This is a genomic window from Martinezella rhizogenes (genome assembly GCF_000799715.1).
GTDB lineage: Bacteria > Pseudomonadota > Alphaproteobacteria > Rhizobiales > Rhizobiaceae > Rhizobium > Rhizobium rhizogenes_C.
Map to the genome: position 1 here is coordinate 1,459,098 of NZ_JUHG01000011.1, position 16,771 is coordinate 1,475,868.

Genomic DNA, 16,771 nt, shown 5'->3' on the forward strand with positions numbered 1-16,771 from the left:
GGGCGCTGCCGCGGATCACTCCGCCGCCACGCTCATCCGGTTCCGCTCCATGTCCTCAAGGGCGCGACGGTATTCAACCGGCATGACCTTGCGGAATTTCGGACGGTAATCGGTCCATTGATCGATGATTTCCTTCGCACGCGTCGAACCCGTGTAGTGGAAATGGTTCGAAATCAGCTGGTAAAGCCGCTCCTCATCGTGGCGCGTCATGTCATCGGAGACGTCGACGCGTCCCTTGTGCATGAGGTCGCCGCCATGATGGTGCAGCTTCTCCAGCAATTCGTCCTCTTCCGGAACCGGCTCCAGTTCGACCATCGCCATGTTGCAGCGGCGGGCAAAATCGCCCTTCTCGTCGAACACATAGGCAACGCCGCCCGACATGCCGGCTGCAAAGTTGCGGCCGGTTTCGCCGAGCACGACGACGACACCGCCGGTCATGTATTCGCAGCCATGGTCGCCCACGCCTTCGACAACGGCAACGGCACCGGAGTTGCGCACCGCGAAGCGTTCGCCGGCAACGCCACGGAAGTAGCATTCACCTTCGGTCGCGCCGTAGAGCACGGTGTTGCCGACGATGATCGAATGCTCGGCCAAGATCTTCGAGTTCTCCGGCGGACGGATGATGATGCGGCCGCCCGAAAGGCCCTTGCCGACATAGTCGTTGCCGTCACCGATGAGGTTGAAGGTGATGCCCCGCGCCAGGAACGCGCCGAACGATTGTCCGGCGGTGCCCCTCAGCGTGACGCTGATCGTATCGTCCTTCAGGCCTCGGGCACCGTAACGCTTGGCAACAGCGCCCGAGAGCATCGCGCCGGCCGAACGGTCGACGTTCTTGATACCGACCTCGATGGCAACAGGCGTCTTGCTGGTAAGCGCCGGCTCCGCCTGCTCGATGAGCTTGCGATCGAGAACGTCGTCGATCGGGTGCTTCTGCAGTGATGTCCAGTAGGTTGCTTCCTTCGGCGCGTCGACCTTGTGGAAGATGCGGCTGAAGTCGAGGCCCCTGGCCTTCCAATGGGCGAGCATGTCGTCCTTCTCCAGCAACTCCGAAGCGCCGATGATGTCGTCCAGCCTGGCAAAGCCAAGCGAGGCGAGAATCTCGCGCACTTCCTGGGCGACGAAGAAGAAGTAGTTGATGACATGCTCCGGCGTGCCCTTGAAGCGCTTGCGCAGGACCGGGTCCTGCGTCGCGACACCAACCGGACAGGTGTTGAGGTGGCACTTGCGCATCATGATGCAGCCGGCCGCGATCAGCGGCGCGGTGGCAAAGCCGAACTCGTCCGCGCCGAGCAGCGCGCCGATGATGACATCGCGCCCGGTCTTCAGGCCGCCGTCGACCTGCAGGGCGATGCGCGAGCGCAGCCCGTTCAGCACCAGCGTCTGCTGTGTCTCAGCAAGGCCGATTTCCCAAGGCGAACCGGCATGCTTCAGCGAGGTGAGCGGCGAAGCGCCCGTGCCGCCGTCGAAACCAGCGACGGTGATGTGATCGGCGCGCGCCTTGGCCACGCCAGCGGCAACCGTGCCGACGCCGACTTCCGAGACGAGCTTGACCGAGACATCGGCGGTCGGGTTGACGTTCTTCAGGTCGAAGATCAGCTGTGCCAGGTCTTCGATCGAGTAGATGTCATGGTGCGGCGGCGGCGAGATCAGGCCGACGCCCGGCGTCGAATGCCGGGTCTTGGCAACGGTCGCGTCGACCTTGTGGCCGGGTAGCTGACCGCCTTCGCCGGGCTTGGCGCCCTGCGCGACCTTGATCTGCAGCACATCGGCGTTGACCAGATATTCGGTGGTCACACCGAAGCGGCCGGAAGCGATCTGCTTGATCGCCGAGCGTTCAGGGTTCGGCGAGCCGTCGAAGAGCGGCACGTAGCGATCGGACTCTTCGCCGCCTTCGCCGGTGTTCGACTTGCCGCCGATCCGGTTCATGGCGATCGCCAGCGTCGTATGCGCCTCGCGGCTGATCGACCCGAAGGACATGGCGCCCGTCGAGAAGCGCTTGACGATATCGACGGCGGCCTCGACCTCATCGACCGAAATCGGCTTGCGGCCGAGCGCTGCGGCATCCTTGATCTTGAACAGGCCACGGATGGTGTTCATTCGCAGCGCCGAGTCGTTGACCATATCCGCGAACTCGCGATAGCGATCCTCGGCATTGCCGCGCACGGCATGCTGGAGGGCTGCCACTGCATCCGGCGTCCATGCATGGCTTTCTCCGCGCATGCGGTAGGCATATTCGCCGCCGATCTCGAGCGTGCTCGCGAGAATCGGGTCCGCGCCGAAGGCCGACTTGTGACGGGCGACGGTTTCCTCGGCAATGGTCTCGAGACCGATGCCTTCGATCATCGTCGCAGTACCGAAGAAATACTTCTCGACCAGCTCTTCTTGCAGGCCGATCGCATCGAAGATCTGCGCGCCGCAATAGGATTGATAGGTCGAAATGCCCATCTTCGACATGACCTTGAGGATGCCTTTGCCGACCGCCTTGATATAGCGATAGACAACTTCGCTGGCGTCAACTTCCTTCGGGAAGTCGCCGCGCTGATGCATGTCGAGCAGCGTGTCGAAGGCAAGGTAAGGGTTGATCGCCTCGGCGCCATAGCCAGCGAGCAGGCAGAAATGATGCACTTCGCGCGGCTCACCGGTTTCGACGACGAGACCGACCGAGGTGCGCAGCCCCTTGCGGATCAAGTGATGGTGCACGGCGGCGGTCGCCAGCAGCGCCGGGATCGCGATGCGGTCCGGCCCGATCTGGCGATCGGAAAGCACGATAATGTTGTAGCCGCCGCGAACAGCCGCTTCGGCGCGCTCGCAGAGACGGTCCAGCATTTCCGGCATGCCTTCGGCGCCACGATCGACATCATAGGTGAAGTCGAGCGTCTTGGTGTCGAAACGGTCTTCCGTGTGGCCGATCGAGCGGATCTTCTCCAGATCGCCATTGGTCAGGATCGGCTGGCGCACTTCCAGCCGCTTGGCGTTGGCCATGCCGGTATGATCGAGCAGGTTCGGGCGCGGGCCGATGAAGGAGACGAGGCTCATCACCAGCTCTTCGCGGATCGGGTCGATCGGTGGGTTCGTCACCTGCGCGAAGTTCTGCTTGAAATAGGTGTAGAGTAGCTTCGGCTTGTCGGACATGGCCGAGATCGGCGTATCCGTACCCATGGAGCCCATCGCCTCCTGCCCCGTCGTCGCCATCGGCGACATCAGGAGCTTGGTGTCCTCCAGCGTATAGCCGAAGGCCTGCTGGCGATCGAGCAGCGACACGTCGCGGCGCAGCGCACGGGGCTCCACGGGCTTCAGGTCTTCCAGGATCAACTGCGTGCGCTTGAGCCAGCTCTGATAGGGATGCTTGCTGGCAAGCTCGGACTTCACCTCGTCATCGGAGATGATGCGGCCCTTTTCCATGTCGATCAGCAGCATCTTGCCCGGCTGCAGGCGCCACTTCTGGATGATCTTCTCTTCGTCCACCGGCAGAACGCCGGCTTCCGACGCCATGATGATGCGATCGTCATTGGTGACGAGATAGCGGGCCGGACGCAAGCCGTTGCGATCGAGCGTCGCGCCGATCTGCTTGCCGTCGGTGAAGGCGACGGCGGCAGGGCCGTCCCACGGTTCCATCAAAGCAGCGTGATATTCGTAGAACGCCTTGCGTTCGGCCGCCATCAGCTGGTTGCCGGCCCAGGCTTCAGGAATGAGCATCATCATGGCATGCGCCATGGAATAGCCGCCGCGCACGAGGAATTCGAGCGCGTTGTCGAAACAGGCGGTGTCCGACTGTCCCTCATAGGAGATCGGCCAGAGCTTGGAGATATCGTCGCCGAACAGCGGCGAAGACACCGACGCCTGGCGGGCGGCCATCCAGTTGACGTTGCCGCGCAGCGTGTTGATTTCGCCGTTATGGGCGACCATGCGGTACGGATGCGCGAGCTTCCACGACGGGAAGGTGTTGGTCGAGAAGCGCTGGTGCACCAGGGCAACCGCCGTCTCGAAACGCGGATCGGCCAGGTCCTTATAATAGGCACCCACCTGATAGGCGAGGAACATGCCCTTATAGACGATGGTCGAGCTCGACAGCGACACGGGATAAAAGCTGCTCTCTTCGCCTTCGTATTCCGCATAGATGCGGTTGGAGATCACCTTGCGCAGGGTGAACAGACGACGCTCGAATTCCTCGTTCGTGCCGGCATCGCGGCCGGCGCCGATGAAGACCTGCACATGATGCGGCTCGGTGGCGGCGATATCCGGCGCCTTCGACAGCGAGGAATTGTCGACCGGCACATCGCGGAAGCCGATCAGGACCTGACCTTCCTCTATAACCACCTGCTTGATGGCGGTCTTGAAATGCTCGATCAGCGCTTCGTCGCGCGGCAGGAAGAAATGGCCGACGCCATATTCGCCCGCCTTCGGCAGGGTGATGCCCTGCAAGGCCATTTCCTCGCGGAAGAAACGATCCGGAATCTGCACGAGAATACCCGCGCCATCGCCCATCAGCGGATCTGAGCCGACGGCGCCGCGATGCGTCAGGTTCTCGAGAATGAACAGGCCGTCGCGCACGATCTGGTGCGACTTCTGGCCCTTCATGTGCGCGACGAAGCCGACGCCGCAGGCGTCATGTTCATTGCGCGGATCGTAGAGGCCTTGCTTCCGTGGGATGCCCCCCGATGTTAAACGATCGGCGCGTTTCGACGTTTTGGCCGCAGCGACAGCATTGGCTGCAGCAGTCTGGTCAAAAGTCATGGACGGCGTCCTGTTCGTCATCGTCTTCCCTCCGGTAAGGCCCGCGGCGCGGGCGATCCTTCGTCCCGCGTCGCCCCGTTAGCCGGTCCGACGCGCGACAGCGCTGTTGCATTGTGAAGATCCGGTCGCAGACCTGGCCCATGGTGGAGCCTGTCGTCAGCGTTCCGCGCCTTGCTATTCCACCGCCGCTCCGCCCATCGCCTTGAAGGCTTCAAAGAGCGTGCTCCCGGTAACTATAGCTCGAAATCCCGACATCGTCAGGACCCTTGACGCATCTTCGGCCTCGGTGGCCAAAATAGGACAGCAACCCTGTCCTAATTCACCAGCTCTATGACAGAAAGCGTCTGCCTTCGCAAGAGCAAAACGGCAAAATTTCGTCAACGCGCGACGGAAGATTGCCAATGTTGCAAATTTCAAGCAAGAAAGTTTCGCTGCGACGCATCATTTTGTTTATTGATTGCTTAGATCAATTTCTGTGATGAGTCCTTCAGCACTGCACTCTTGATAGCCCGCACCATTGGATTAATGTCCGGCAGACCTTAACTACCTTTCCCGCAAACCTATAGTCTCAGTTGGTGTTATCAATGTTTTTTGCTTCCGATAATTGGGCCGGCGCCCATTCCAAGATCGCCGAACGTCTGCTTGCCGAATCCGGCGGCTTCGCCTCGGCCTACGGCACCAGCGATCTCGACCAAAAGGTCGAAGCCAAGTTTGCCGAGATTTTCGAGCGCGAAGTCTCCGTCTTTTTCGTTGCCACCGGCACCGCCGCCAATTCGCTATCGCTCGCCAGTGTCCAGAAGCCGGGCGGGATCAGCTTCTGCCACAGCGAGGCACATGTCGCCGAGGACGAATGCGGCGCGCCGGATTTCTTCAGCGGTGCGAGGCTCGCGACCGTTGACGGTGCTCTCGGCAAGATCGACCCAAAGGCGCTCGCCACCAAGGTCGCGCGCTTCCCACAGGACGCCGTGCATCATGGCCGCGCCGCCGCCGTGACCATCACCCAGGCAACGGAAATCGGCACGGTCTACTCGCTCGCCGAGATCGACGCCATCGCCGCCATCAGCAAGGCGAACGGGCTGCCGCTGCACATGGACGGCGCGCGTTTCGCCAATGCGTTGGTCGCGCTCGACGCCAGCCCGGCAGAGATGACCTGGAAGCGTGGCGTCGACATCCTCTCCTTCGGCGGCACGAAAAACGGCTGCTGGTGCGCCGAGGCGATCGTCTTCTTCAATCCGGAACAGGCGAGAGAGATGCACTTCATCCGCAAGCGTGCCGCCCAGCTTTTCTCGAAATCGCGCTTCATTGCCGCGCAATTCGACGGCTATTTCCAGGATGGCCTCTGGCTCGACCTTGCCCGCCACTCCAACCGCATGGCCGATCGCCTGCGCGCCGGCATCGAACGGACGCCTGATGCACACCTTGCCTGGCCGACGGCCTCGAACGAAGTCTTCGCGATCATCTCGAAATCGGCCGCCAAAACCGCCGAGGACAAGGGCGCTAAGTTCTATGAATGGCCGATCCCGGAATCGCAGCCAGACCTGGTGAACAACAACGAGACCCTGATCCGCCTCGTCACCAGCTTTGCCACGACCGAGGACGATGTCGCCGGCTTCCTCGCCTGCCTTGCTTGACGATCGAACAAAAAAGAGCGCCGAACTGGCTTTTGGCCAGCCGGCGCTCAGTCTGGCGACAAAAGCCTAGTTCTGAGCCCGATGCGTCAACATCGTGAAGTTCGATGCGCCCTCATAAGGAGGCGCATGATGAACGATCATCGTCATTGCCACTACGCAAGCTACAAGTCCGGAAATGAAGATCGCACCATAGATCATAAGGGCTGATATCCTCGCTTCAGCTCATTCACTGCCAAATACGATAGCAGCGCAAGCTGACTCGAACCTGAATCGCGTGCATTACAGAAGAGAGACACGCGAAAAGGGATATGGCAGCCGGCGAATGAATCCCGTTAAATTCTTTACGTCTATCCACACGATCCGAAGCGGCCGGAGTTCATATCGATCGCAATCCCCTCACCTTCGCCAGGATATCCTCCGACAGGGCGCTGACCAGCAGTTGATCCGCACCCTTGCGCGGCACCAGCACGAACTCGACATCCTCCAGGGCCGGCAGCCAGCCCGGCGCGATTTCCGACAATCCCGCCGGCGCCATGCTGCGCGGCTGAACGAGGACGCCCATGCCGGCGCGCGCTGCCGCCGTCAAGCCGCTGAGGCTGCCGCAGGTACAGACGATGCGCCATGGCACCTGCTGGCGGCGCAGCGCTTCAAGTGCTACGGCGCGGGTAACGCTCGGCGCCGGAAAGGCGATCAGCGGTAAGGGGCCGGCAAGTGAGCGAATGCGCTCCGGATCACGCGCCAGCCAGACCAGCGGCTCGCGATAGACCAGCCTCCCCCTGACATCGCCAAGACGGCGCTTGGCGAGTACAAGGTCGAGATCGCCATTGTCCTGCATCTCGTAGAGCGTGCCGCTGAGCGCAACCGTCAGCTCGAGATCGACGGAGGGATGCGAGCGGACGAATTCCTCCAGCACATCCGGCAACTGGCTGGTGACGAAATCCTCTGAAACGCCGAGCCGCAGACTGCCGCGCAGGCTATTGCCGGCAAAGAGCTGCTGCACCTCTCCTTCGATCGACAGCATTTGCCTTGCATGACCCAGCAGCGCCTCGCCGTCACCCGTCAGCACCACCCGATGCGTATCGCGCGCCAGCAGCCTGCGCCCGAGTATGGCTTCCAGCCGCTGGATATGCTGGCTGACCGTCGACTGGCCAAGGCCAAGGCGCTCGGCGGCGAGCGTGAAGCTACCCATCTGCTCCACCGCGACGAAGCTGCGCAATTGCGTGAGATCGAGCATCGCTTTTATCCTGAATTGCGATAACTGTTATTCCTTGCATCGTGGATCACGATAGGTCTAACTGCAAGGCAAATGATGTAGCTTTGTAATTGCGATTGGATTTGCGCGATGCGCCGCTTTCTTCCAGATACCTTCACCATGCTGCTCGTCCTGACGGTCCTGACGGCATCCTTCCTTCCGGTACAGGGAGCGAGCGCCCACTATTTCAGCGTCGCCACCAACTTTGCCATCGGCCTGCTGTTCTTCCTGCACGGCGCGCGCCTATCGCGCGATGTCGTCATTGCCGGCATGCTGCATTGGCGGCTGCATCTCGTTATTCTGCTCACGACCTTCGGCATCTTCCCGCTGCTGGTGCTCGGCATCGGCCAGGTCGTGCCGAACAGCGTCCTGCCTGTATCGCTCTATACCGGCTTGCTGTTCCTGAGCGTGCTGCCCTCGACCGTGCAGTCATCCATCGCCTTCACCTCGATCGCCGGCGGCAACGTTCCGGCCGCCATCTGCTCTGCCTCCGCTTCGAATATCTTCGGCATGTTCCTCACCCCACTGCTCGTCGGCGTGCTGTTTTCGGTCGGCGGCCAAGGCGGCGGCTTTTCCTGGGACGTGCTGTGGCAGATCATGCTGCAACTGCTCGCTCCCTTCATCGCCGGCCAGTTGCTACAGCCGTGGATCGGTAACTGGATTCGCTCGAAGAAGAAGATCCTGATGCCGGTCGATCGTGGTTCGATCCTGATGGTCGTCTATTCCGCTTTCAGCGAGGCCGTGGTCGAGGGACTGTGGCATACGTTTTCGGTGCTCGACATCGCCACCGTCATCGTCGCCAACATGGTGCTTCTGGCAACGGTACTGTGCATCACCATGTTCGGCAGCCGCGCGCTCGGCTTTTCCAAGGCCGACGAGATCACCATCACCTTCTGTGGCTCGAAGAAGTCGCTGGCGAGCGGCGTGCCGATGGCCAACGTCATCTTCGCCGGACAGGGTATCGGCGCCATCGTCCTGCCGCTGATGCTGTTCCACCAGATCCAGCTGATGACCTGCGCCTTCCTGGCCCAGAAATATGCGGATGCGGCCAAGAAGCGCGAGGCAGCCAAGGCGGATGCCCAGACGACCGGGGCGACCAACGCCGCTTGAGCATCCCCAATATCGCTTCCCATACAAAAAGCGGCGCCCCGATGGAGCGCCGCTTCTTTTTTGATCTTGGGAGGATCTGTCCTCAGCCTCTCGGCTGACGACGATTAGCTGACATGGGCTTCGATCGCCTTCGGGGTATCGACCGGCTCGGCGGCGATGGAGATACGGCGGGGCTTCATGGTCTCGGGAATGTCGCGCAACAGATCGATGTGCAACAGACCATTCTTCAGCGAAGCCGCCTGGACCTCGACATGATCGGCGAGCTGGAAGCGGCGCTCGAAAGCGCGCTTGGCGATGCCGCGATAGAGATATTCGCTGGCTTCCGCCGGCTCTTCGCTCTTTTCACCCTTGACCTGCAGAACATGGGCATGAGCTTCGATGCTCAGTTCGTTTTCATCAAACCCGGCAACGGCCATGGTGATGCGATAGGTGTTCTCGCCGGTGCGCTCGATGTTGTAGGGCGGATAGGTCTGACCCTGATCCGGCTGCGCAAGGCTGTCGAGCATGGTGAAGAGACGGTCGAAACCGACGGTGGAACGGTAAAGGGGAGTAAAGTCTACGTGACGCATGGTGTCCTCCTGTGAGCGACGATTGCGATTTACGATTTGCCCCGCAGCCCCGCTCTGGGCGGCCTCGGGACGGTTTTGCAGGCCCGTTTGGCACCCGCAGAATGGAGATGGGGATCGTTTTTCGGGAGTTCAAGGCCTCAATGGCCCGCACCGGATTTCGCCGAAAACCCGCGTGAACCGCAGATGAACACCCGGTTCGGCGCCCGTTCAGGCTGGCGGGACTATCAATATAACCGTCGGATGCATCAAATACATCCGATGACTGAAGCATATCGTCCCTTCTTCTTCAGTCCTTACTCGGCCGGCTCAGCGGATCTCTCTATCTCCGCAAGCCGGCCTTTTTTATGCGATGCGGTAGCTATCAAGCCTACCGCAAAAGCTTCAGCGATCCCGTCAGCGATTTCACCCATTTCGATGGGCCGGCAAACCCCAGGCCGTCGATCACCTCTTCCGATAGATCCCGACCGGGGAATGTCGCCTCGTAGTCCGCATAGTCGTGCAGCGACCGCGCGAAGGCCGGAAAGGGGACGATTGCCTGTTCTCCCGGCTGCGGCAGGGCCTTCAGCATCAGCGCCCGGATCGTATCCGCATCCGCCTGCAAAATCGGAACCGGCAAGTTCGAACTGATATCGATGGCGCGACCGTCGCGATCGCTAAGTTGTCGTGCCGCGAGATCCGGAAATCTGGCGCCAAGGCCGATAGCGATCGCGCCCGCCGTATTGGCGATCAGGCCGAGCGGCAGTTCCGGGTTGATGATGATGGCGAGACGGATATCGGGGAACATGGCGACCTGTAGGAAGAGTGGATTTGCGCCGCAGAATATCTCTCTCCCTGAGAATTATCCTGCCTTTCATTGCAGTAAATTCGGAAATTATGGTAGACTTTACCTAATTTAATTCCTCTTCAGGTGAATCATGCCCTTTCCGCTCGAGCCCGTCGACACACGCATCCTGGGCGCGCTTCAGAACGACGGCCGCCTGACGAATCAGGCGCTCTCCTCCGAGGTCGGGCTTTCGACCTCGCCTTGCTGGCGGCGGGTTCGGCAACTGGAGGAGAGCGGCGTCATCCAGAGTTATACGGCGGTTCTCGATCGTCGGCAGATCGGCCTCGGCGTGCTTGCCTTCATCCGGGTCAAGATCGACAGCCATAGCGAGGCGGAAGCGGAGGAGTTTTCGCAGGATGTCCTGAAATTGAGCGAGGTCGTCGCCTGCTACAGCATCGCCGGAGACGCCGATTTCCTGCTGCAGGTCGTGGCGGCGGATCTTGACAGCTACGCCGACTTCGCCATGACCATCGTACGCCGCCTGCCCCGGATCAAGGAAATGCAGACGACCTTCGTTCTCAAGGAGATCAAGCCGTTCCGGGGCTTTCCGCTGGATGTGGCGGGCCGTTAAGTCTCTGCCTGGGCAGCGTCTTGGGGGCACCTCCCCGCTCGACGAGACACGCCTGCGCCAGCCGCATTGCCTCCTAACCCTCTCAACAAAGCAGTTGCAATTCCCCCTGCCTGCGCTATCCCCTTCTAAAGAACCACCCTGCTAGCGAGGCGCGACATCGTCATGGATTCGATCCTCTATTCCACGCCAGACAATCCGGTGCCGGAAAACCGCATCGAGGGGTTTTTCGAGAGTTTTGACGGGCGCAAGCTGCGCTATGTCGTCTTCCGCAGCGAACAGCCCGTCGCCAACGGAACCGTGGTGCTTTTGCAGGGCCGCAACGAGTTCATCGAGAAATATCTGGAGACGATCCGCGATCTGACCGCCAAGGGTTTATGGGTCGCGACCTTCGATCTGCGCGGCCAGGGCGGATCCGAACGACTTCTGAAGGACCCGCGGCGCGGACATGTCCACCATTTTTCCGACTACGAGCGCGACCTGACCGCGTTTCTCGACAAGATCGTGCTGCCGGATACGCGCCTGCCCTTCTTCCTTTTGGCGCATTCGACCGGCGCGCTGATCGCGCTGTCGGCGGCACCCCGGCTTGCGAGCCGGATCGAGCGCATGGTGCTGCTCGCGCCCTTCGTCGGCCTGATGGGCCAGGGAGCTTCGCCCGGCTTCGTACGCGCCATCTCAGGCGCAGCCAGCGCCATCGGTCTTGGCCGGATACAATTCAGCAAGAAAAATCTGGAACGGCCCTTCCCCGAGAACCCATTGACCGGCGACGAACGGCGTTACCGGCGCAATACAACGATCGGCGCCACCTATCCGCAGCTCATCCTCGGCCCGCCGACGGCGCGCTGGCTGTCGGAAGCCTTCCGCGCCATCAATCGCGTCACCAGGCCCGAACATCTGTTCTCGATCAGCATTCCGACCATACTGATCGCGCCGACCCGCGACGGCATCGTGCCCTATGCCGATCAAGAGCGGCTGGCGCGCTATTTCCGCGCAGCCCAACTCGTGCCCATATACGGATCGAAGCACGAAATCCTGCAGGAACGGGATATCTACCGGAACGCCGCGCTCGCCGCCATCAATGCCTTCATTCCCGGCAGCGACGCCGAAGCGAATGCCGAGGCAATGGACGTCGGAAGCTAACGCAATTCCAGGTGTGCTTCGGTTTTCCGTCCGGAATTGCGCAAAAAGAGCTAGCGCGACAGGATCGCCCGCGCCTGCTCATAGACCGCACGGCTGCCGGCGGCGATGATGGAGCCGCCCATTTCCGGGCGGCCACCATCCCAGGTGGTGATGATACCGCCCGCCTGTTCGATGACAGGGATGATCCCGCCGACATCATAGGGCTTCAACGAATTTTCGATGACCAGATCGACATGGCCGGCGGCAAGCAGCGCATAGGCGTAGCAATCCGTACCATAACGGAAAAGCCGCACCTGGCTCTCGATCTCGCGATACTTGGTCATCTCCTCGCCGACGAAGAGATGCGGCGAGGTCGTGAAGAGAATGGCCTTCGACAGGCTGCCACAATCACGCACTCGGAGGCGCTTTTCGCCATCCGGGCCGGAATAGGTCGAGCCGTTGCCATCGGCGAAATAGCGCTCGCCGGTAAACGGCTGGTCGATCATGCCCATGATGGCGCGACCGTTTTTCTGCAGGCCGATCAGTGTTCCCCAGACCGGCACGCCGGAAATGAAGGCGCGCGTGCCGTCGATCGGGTCGATCACCCAGACATGCTCGCGGTCGAGGCCGACACTGCCGTGCTCCTCGCCCAGAATGCCGTGATCGGGAAATTCCGCGTCGATCAGCGCCCGGATTGCCACTTCGGCGGCCCGGTCGCCCTCGGTCACGGGGTCGAACCCTTGCGCTTCCTTGTTGAGCACATCGACGCCGGCACGAAAGCGCGGCAGGGTTTCGGCCTTGGCCGCTTCGGCCAGACGATAGAAGAACGAGCGATCAGGAAGCATGGTCGATCCGGATAAATGACGGGGCGGGCGAAGTCATAGCGCATAAAGATCGGGAAGCAAACCGAATGCCGATGCAAGAGGCGGAATGCTCGCGCATCAAGCAGAAATTCCTAAACTGCCTAAATATCTTGCACTGCAATATTCTGCTTGACATTTGTGCAGTGCGATAGCATCATCCACCTACAGTCTTCTGACTGTAAATACCCTCCTTGGGTGTTTCCTCCCTAGACTTAACCGCGCCACAAGCGCGGTTCTTTTTTTGTCGAAGGGAGTCTCGCACTTGCGGGAACAGGGGCCACACGCTCACGCGCGGCAACGGCAGATATGCCTGACCATCACTATAGTCAGACGATTCGGCAGATTCCGTTTGCTCTGAAATATCCGGGATAGCCTCTCATCCGAGGCGTCGATGCGGAGCCTTGCGCTTACTCCGCCGCCAGCGCCGGGTCACCCGCGTAGGACTCCACATGCTCGGCGATGCGCTTCATGAACAGGGTGATGGCAGCGGCCACCTGATCGAAATCAGCACGCTTCTCCAGCGTCGCCTCGTCGACATAGAGCGAACGATTGACCTCGATCTGGAGGGCATGCAGCCCGCGGGAGGGGCGGCCGTAATGCTCGGTGATGAAGCCACCGGCATAGGGCTTGTTGCGCACGGCGTTGAAACCGAGCTCCTCGAGAATCTGCATGGCGGCGCGCGAAAGCTCCGCCGAGGCGCTGGTGCCGTAGCGGTCGCCCAGGATGAAATCGGGCCGCATATTGCTTCCGGCGATACGGATATTGCCCGGCATGGAATGGCAGTCGACCAGAACACCGAAACCGAACTGGACATGGGTGCGGGCAATCAGCCGCCGCAGGGTCGCATGATAGGGCTTGTAGATCGTATCGATACGCCTGAGCGCATCTTCAACCGGCACGCGCCGGGCATAGATTTCCATGTTTTCCGCGACGATTCGCGGGATCGTGCCGAGACCGCCGGCGACCCGCAATGAATTGACGTTGGCATAAGGCGGCAACGCGCCATCGAACATGCGCGGGTCAAGCTCATAGGGCTCGCGATTGACGTCGATATAGGCGCGCGGAAAATTGGCGAGCAGCAGCGGCGCGCCAAGGTCGCTCGCCGCCGAAAACAGCTCGTCGACGTAATGATCTTCCGAGCGGCGGATGGCGATGCCCTGGAGGCGGGACTGGGCGATGAAATCGGGCGGATAGATGCGACCGCTGTGCGGCGAGCTATAGACAAATGGAATTGTCTGGGAGACGGGCTCCAATACCTCGAAAATCTCGAAATTACGCATTTCTGCGGACATCAACATTTTTACCGTGTCTACAACCTGTCGCAACATTCATGTTGCCAGTTGCACGCCCGCAAGTCCATACTAACTTTAGCAAAATGGCCTTAATCCAACGCTGAGAAACGACCGGCCCTGAAGTCCGACCCGGACCCGCCGCGCAAGGCGACCTCTGGATACAACCACTTCGCAGCGAACACGGATGATTATATCCCATCCGACCATTCACGGCTTGTTTACGGCCAGAGGCTACCTTACACGCTGGACAAGTCCAACAAGACAAAAGTTGATTAGCGAACAGATATGACCCAGAAGATACTTCTTGCCGAAGATGACAACGACATGCGTCGCTTCCTTGTGAAGGCACTGGAAAAGGCCGGCTATAAGGTCTTGTCCTTTGACAACGGAGCAAGCGCCTATGACCGGCTGCGCGAAGAGCCTTTTTCGCTGCTCCTGACCGATATCGTCATGCCGGAAATGGACGGCATCGAGCTGGCGCGTCGCGCCACCGAACTCGATCCGGACCTGAAAGTGATGTTCATCACCGGTTTTGCCGCCGTGGCGCTGAACCCTGATTCGAAGGCGCCGAAGGATGCGAAGGTACTTTCCAAGCCCTTCCACCTGCGCGAATTGGTCGACGAAGTGAACAAACTCCTTGCCGCATAAGGCTTGCCGCGCACGGCGTCATAAAATTGAAAAAGCCTATTGACGGCTCCCAAGGTTTTATGATCTATGCGCCGCCATTGGATGGGCGTGTAGCTCAGCGGGAGAGCACTACGTTGACATCGTAGGGGTCACAGGTTCAATCCCTGTCACGCCCACCATCCTAATTCGCTGAAAAGCAAGGGCTTTCGGGAAACCGAGAGCCCTTTTTCATATGGCCTCGGCATATCGGCCCAGCCTCTCTTCCAGACGAAAAAGTGCCCTTTCCAAATTGTGGAAAAGGCACTCCCGAATGCGACAACAAACCGTGGTCGATCAGAGGTCCAGGAAGTGCTGGAACACTGCCGACGTGGGATAGGCATAGAAGCCACGGTCCACGAAACCGTGTCTATACAAACAATTTCTCAATGCCAGAATGTACAGGGTGCTGTTCGGATCGGGCGATCCGCGACGCCAGGAATAGGCCTCCGGTTCGCAACGGTTCAGTGCCCTGTCATATCGCTCCAGAAGCACGGGATCGCTGTCGGCGCGGATGCCGCCGTGGTATGACTGATAGTTCGAGGGTGCTTCGCCTGCGGAGACGCAAGCCAAGCTCAATAGAGCTCCCAACGCTAACATCATTCTCATCTGCTTTGACCTCTCGCTCGTGGCGCCTCGAATACTCGATCGCGCAGCCTGAGAATAATAGTCTTTCCTTCAATATCCAATCACATGCTGATGTTCGGCGCCTGAACCCGTCGCGGCAGGCAGGATCCGCACAATTTCCATTCGCGAATCGCTTGACTTCCGCTCGCGCTGTCACACTACTGTTATGCTAAGACATTGATCGTACGGGAGGACGAGATGGCGATTGTAAAGAAGCAGTTCTATAAAAATCACAAGCCCAACGGTGATGAGTATCTGTTCCATCTCGCCCGAGACACCGATAGCGGCGAGGTCTACATCATCCGCCAATCCGACTACATCGTCGATGGCGGCGCCGAAAAGCAGATGACCCTCTATGACTTCCTGGCCGGCGGCGGCAACCGGCAGAATGCGCTTCTCCAACTGATCGGAACGCTTGTGCCGGATTAATCCGGCACCCTGCCCGCGGTCGTATCTGGGCGCTGCGGGTTGACTGCCACATTTCGATCGGCAAACCTGTCCGGGCTTTAAAGGAGCCCGTAACATGCGATTCGCAGGCCTTGCCATTGCTTTGACAGTCATGACCGTTGCCACGAGTGCCGGCGCACAGAATTTTCCTGGCCCCGGCGTGGCCGTCATCGACGGCAAGTGTTCGAAGCTCGTCGTCGGTAAGCTCGATGCGTCCAAAGGCTGCACGCCCCAGATCGCCAGCGTGACGGGACCGGACGGCTCGGTGACGTTTATCTTTTCAGCCGGCGGCAAGATGCTTGGCTTCCAGGGTGACGGGCGCGGGATCAAGCCCGGCGCGACCAAGGGGACGATACAATTGCCGGTCGAGGTCATCTCCACCGGCGCCGGCAACAAGATGGCCGGCCAGGTTGAGGCAAAAGGCGTCTGCACCTTCTCCAACCCTTATTCCGGCAAGCCTGTCACGTTCCAATGCTCGGCGAAATCGACCGAACTGAGCTTTACCGGCAGCTTCCTGTCGAACGGCAAGCCGCCGCGCACCAAAAAGTAACCGCTAGCTTCAGGCGGACCAAACGCATCCCTGTCGAGGAGGGCGCCCGAGAGCGCCCTTTCCGAATTTTACTGGGAGCCGCCCTTTTTCTTGCTCCCGTGATTGGCATCGCCCGGCGCTTCGCGCGAAAGATCCGCGCCGCTGACATGCGCCGGCACATGAACATCATCACGCGTCTGGGGCTGCAAGGTCAGATCGACATTGTGCGGCGGCAGCACCTGCGCCTGGCGCAGCGAATTTGGCCGGGCACGTTTCTGCCGTGCCGTCAGTTCCGGCCTTTGTTCCTTCGCCTTGGGGTGGATGGGGTGGGGGCTCATGGGAGGTTCTCCTTGTCCGTTGCTCTCTATCCGACAATGGAATCCGCCTGAGGAATCCGTTCGACAACGGACATTGCCCTGCCCGCCTTAAGGTCAAACGTCCCCTTTGCCCATTTGGTTCCGGAAAATTCCAGATAAACGGAGGCCAGAGCGCCCACATCCAATTCGGCTCTTGACGCGCCTTGCAACTTCACTAACTAATGGTG

The 16,771-nt window shown here is 60.3% G+C and carries 15 protein-coding genes and 1 tRNA gene; 8 read left to right on the forward strand and 8 right to left on the reverse strand.

Annotated elements, in window-relative coordinates:
- Nucleotides 1-15: 15 nt before the first annotated feature.
- Nucleotides 16-4,755, reverse strand: coding sequence for a glutamate synthase large subunit (gltB, locus tag EX00_RS10995; RefSeq protein ID WP_047457023.1), 4,740 nt, complete (start codon nucleotides 4,753-4,755; stop codon nucleotides 16-18).
- 563 nt (nucleotides 4,756-5,318) lie between these two features.
- Between gltB and EX00_RS11000 the strand changes: the two genes are divergently transcribed.
- Nucleotides 5,319-6,365, forward strand: coding sequence for a threonine aldolase family protein (locus tag EX00_RS11000; RefSeq protein WP_047457025.1), 1,047 nt, complete (start codon nucleotides 5,319-5,321; stop codon nucleotides 6,363-6,365).
- 376 nt (nucleotides 6,366-6,741) lie between these two features.
- Here EX00_RS11000 and EX00_RS11005 read toward each other — a convergent pair whose 3' ends face one another.
- Entirely contained in the window at nucleotides 6,742-7,599 is an 858-nt protein-coding gene (locus tag EX00_RS11005; protein ID WP_047457027.1) for a LysR substrate-binding domain-containing protein, read from the reverse strand.
- Between the two features lie 108 nt (nucleotides 7,600-7,707).
- On the opposite strand from EX00_RS11005, the gene EX00_RS11010 reads away from it, so the two are divergent.
- Nucleotides 7,708-8,727: a bile acid:sodium symporter family protein gene (locus tag EX00_RS11010; protein WP_047457028.1), complete on the forward strand. Its 1,020-nt coding sequence runs from the start codon at nucleotides 7,708-7,710 to the stop codon at nucleotides 8,725-8,727.
- A gap of 104 nt (nucleotides 8,728-8,831) precedes the next feature.
- Here EX00_RS11010 and EX00_RS11015 read toward each other — a convergent pair whose 3' ends face one another.
- Together EX00_RS11015 and EX00_RS11020 are read right to left on the reverse strand one after the other, a co-directional pair.
- Nucleotides 8,832-9,296, reverse strand: coding sequence for an Hsp20 family protein (locus EX00_RS11015; protein ID WP_047457029.1), 465 nt, complete (start codon nucleotides 9,294-9,296; stop codon nucleotides 8,832-8,834).
- Between the two features lie 367 nt (nucleotides 9,297-9,663).
- Nucleotides 9,664-10,080 (reverse strand): DUF2000 domain-containing protein, encoded by a 417-nt coding sequence (locus EX00_RS11020; protein ID WP_047457031.1) that lies wholly within the window; start codon nucleotides 10,078-10,080, stop codon nucleotides 9,664-9,666.
- Nucleotides 10,081-10,210: 130 nt separating this feature from the next.
- Here EX00_RS11020 and EX00_RS11025 point away from each other — a divergent pair, with 130 nt between their 5' ends.
- On the forward strand, nucleotides 10,211-10,690 hold the full coding sequence (locus tag EX00_RS11025; RefSeq protein ID WP_047457033.1) for an Lrp/AsnC family transcriptional regulator: 480 nt from the start codon (nucleotides 10,211-10,213) through the stop codon (nucleotides 10,688-10,690).
- Between the two features lie 162 nt (nucleotides 10,691-10,852).
- Complete coding sequence (locus EX00_RS11030; RefSeq protein ID WP_047457035.1) at nucleotides 10,853-11,827, forward strand: alpha/beta fold hydrolase; 975 nt, start codon at nucleotides 10,853-10,855, stop codon at nucleotides 11,825-11,827.
- A 50-nt stretch (nucleotides 11,828-11,877) separates the two neighbouring features.
- Here EX00_RS11030 and hisN read toward each other — a convergent pair whose 3' ends face one another.
- Nucleotides 11,878-12,651 (reverse strand): histidinol-phosphatase, encoded by a 774-nt coding sequence (gene hisN / locus EX00_RS11035; RefSeq protein WP_047457037.1) that lies wholly within the window; start codon nucleotides 12,649-12,651, stop codon nucleotides 11,878-11,880.
- Between the two features lie 425 nt (nucleotides 12,652-13,076).
- Nucleotides 13,077-13,961, reverse strand: coding sequence for an N-formylglutamate amidohydrolase (locus EX00_RS11040; protein WP_047457709.1), 885 nt, complete (start codon nucleotides 13,959-13,961; stop codon nucleotides 13,077-13,079).
- Nucleotides 13,962-14,246: 285 nt separating this feature from the next.
- Here EX00_RS11040 and cpdR1 point away from each other — a divergent pair, with 285 nt between their 5' ends.
- Both cpdR1 and EX00_RS11050 read left to right on the forward strand, forming a co-directional pair.
- Entirely contained in the window at nucleotides 14,247-14,609 is a 363-nt protein-coding gene (gene cpdR1, locus EX00_RS11045) for a response regulator CpdR1 (protein WP_004117561.1), read from the forward strand.
- 83 nt (nucleotides 14,610-14,692) lie between these two features.
- Nucleotides 14,693-14,767: transfer RNA gene (locus EX00_RS11050), tRNA-Val, on the forward strand.
- Nucleotides 14,768-14,921: 154 nt separating this feature from the next.
- Here the strand turns inward: EX00_RS11050 and EX00_RS11055 are convergent.
- Entirely contained in the window at nucleotides 14,922-15,233 is a 312-nt protein-coding gene (locus EX00_RS11055) for a hypothetical protein (protein WP_007701009.1), read from the reverse strand.
- Nucleotides 15,234-15,449: 216 nt separating this feature from the next.
- On the opposite strand from EX00_RS11055, the gene EX00_RS11060 reads away from it, so the two are divergent.
- Both EX00_RS11060 and EX00_RS11065 read left to right on the forward strand, forming a co-directional pair.
- Entirely contained in the window at nucleotides 15,450-15,680 is a 231-nt protein-coding gene (locus EX00_RS11060; RefSeq protein ID WP_047457038.1) for a hypothetical protein, read from the forward strand.
- A 94-nt stretch (nucleotides 15,681-15,774) separates the two neighbouring features.
- Nucleotides 15,775-16,248 carry a hypothetical protein gene (locus EX00_RS11065; RefSeq protein ID WP_047457039.1) on the forward strand — a complete coding sequence of 158 codons (474 nt, stop codon included), beginning with the start codon at nucleotides 15,775-15,777 and terminating at the stop codon, nucleotides 16,246-16,248.
- A 68-nt stretch (nucleotides 16,249-16,316) separates the two neighbouring features.
- Here the strand turns inward: EX00_RS11065 and EX00_RS11070 are convergent, their stop codons facing one another.
- Nucleotides 16,317-16,565 (reverse strand): hypothetical protein, encoded by a 249-nt coding sequence (locus EX00_RS11070; RefSeq protein WP_047457040.1) that lies wholly within the window; start codon nucleotides 16,563-16,565, stop codon nucleotides 16,317-16,319.
- Nucleotides 16,566-16,771 lie beyond the last annotated feature (206 nt).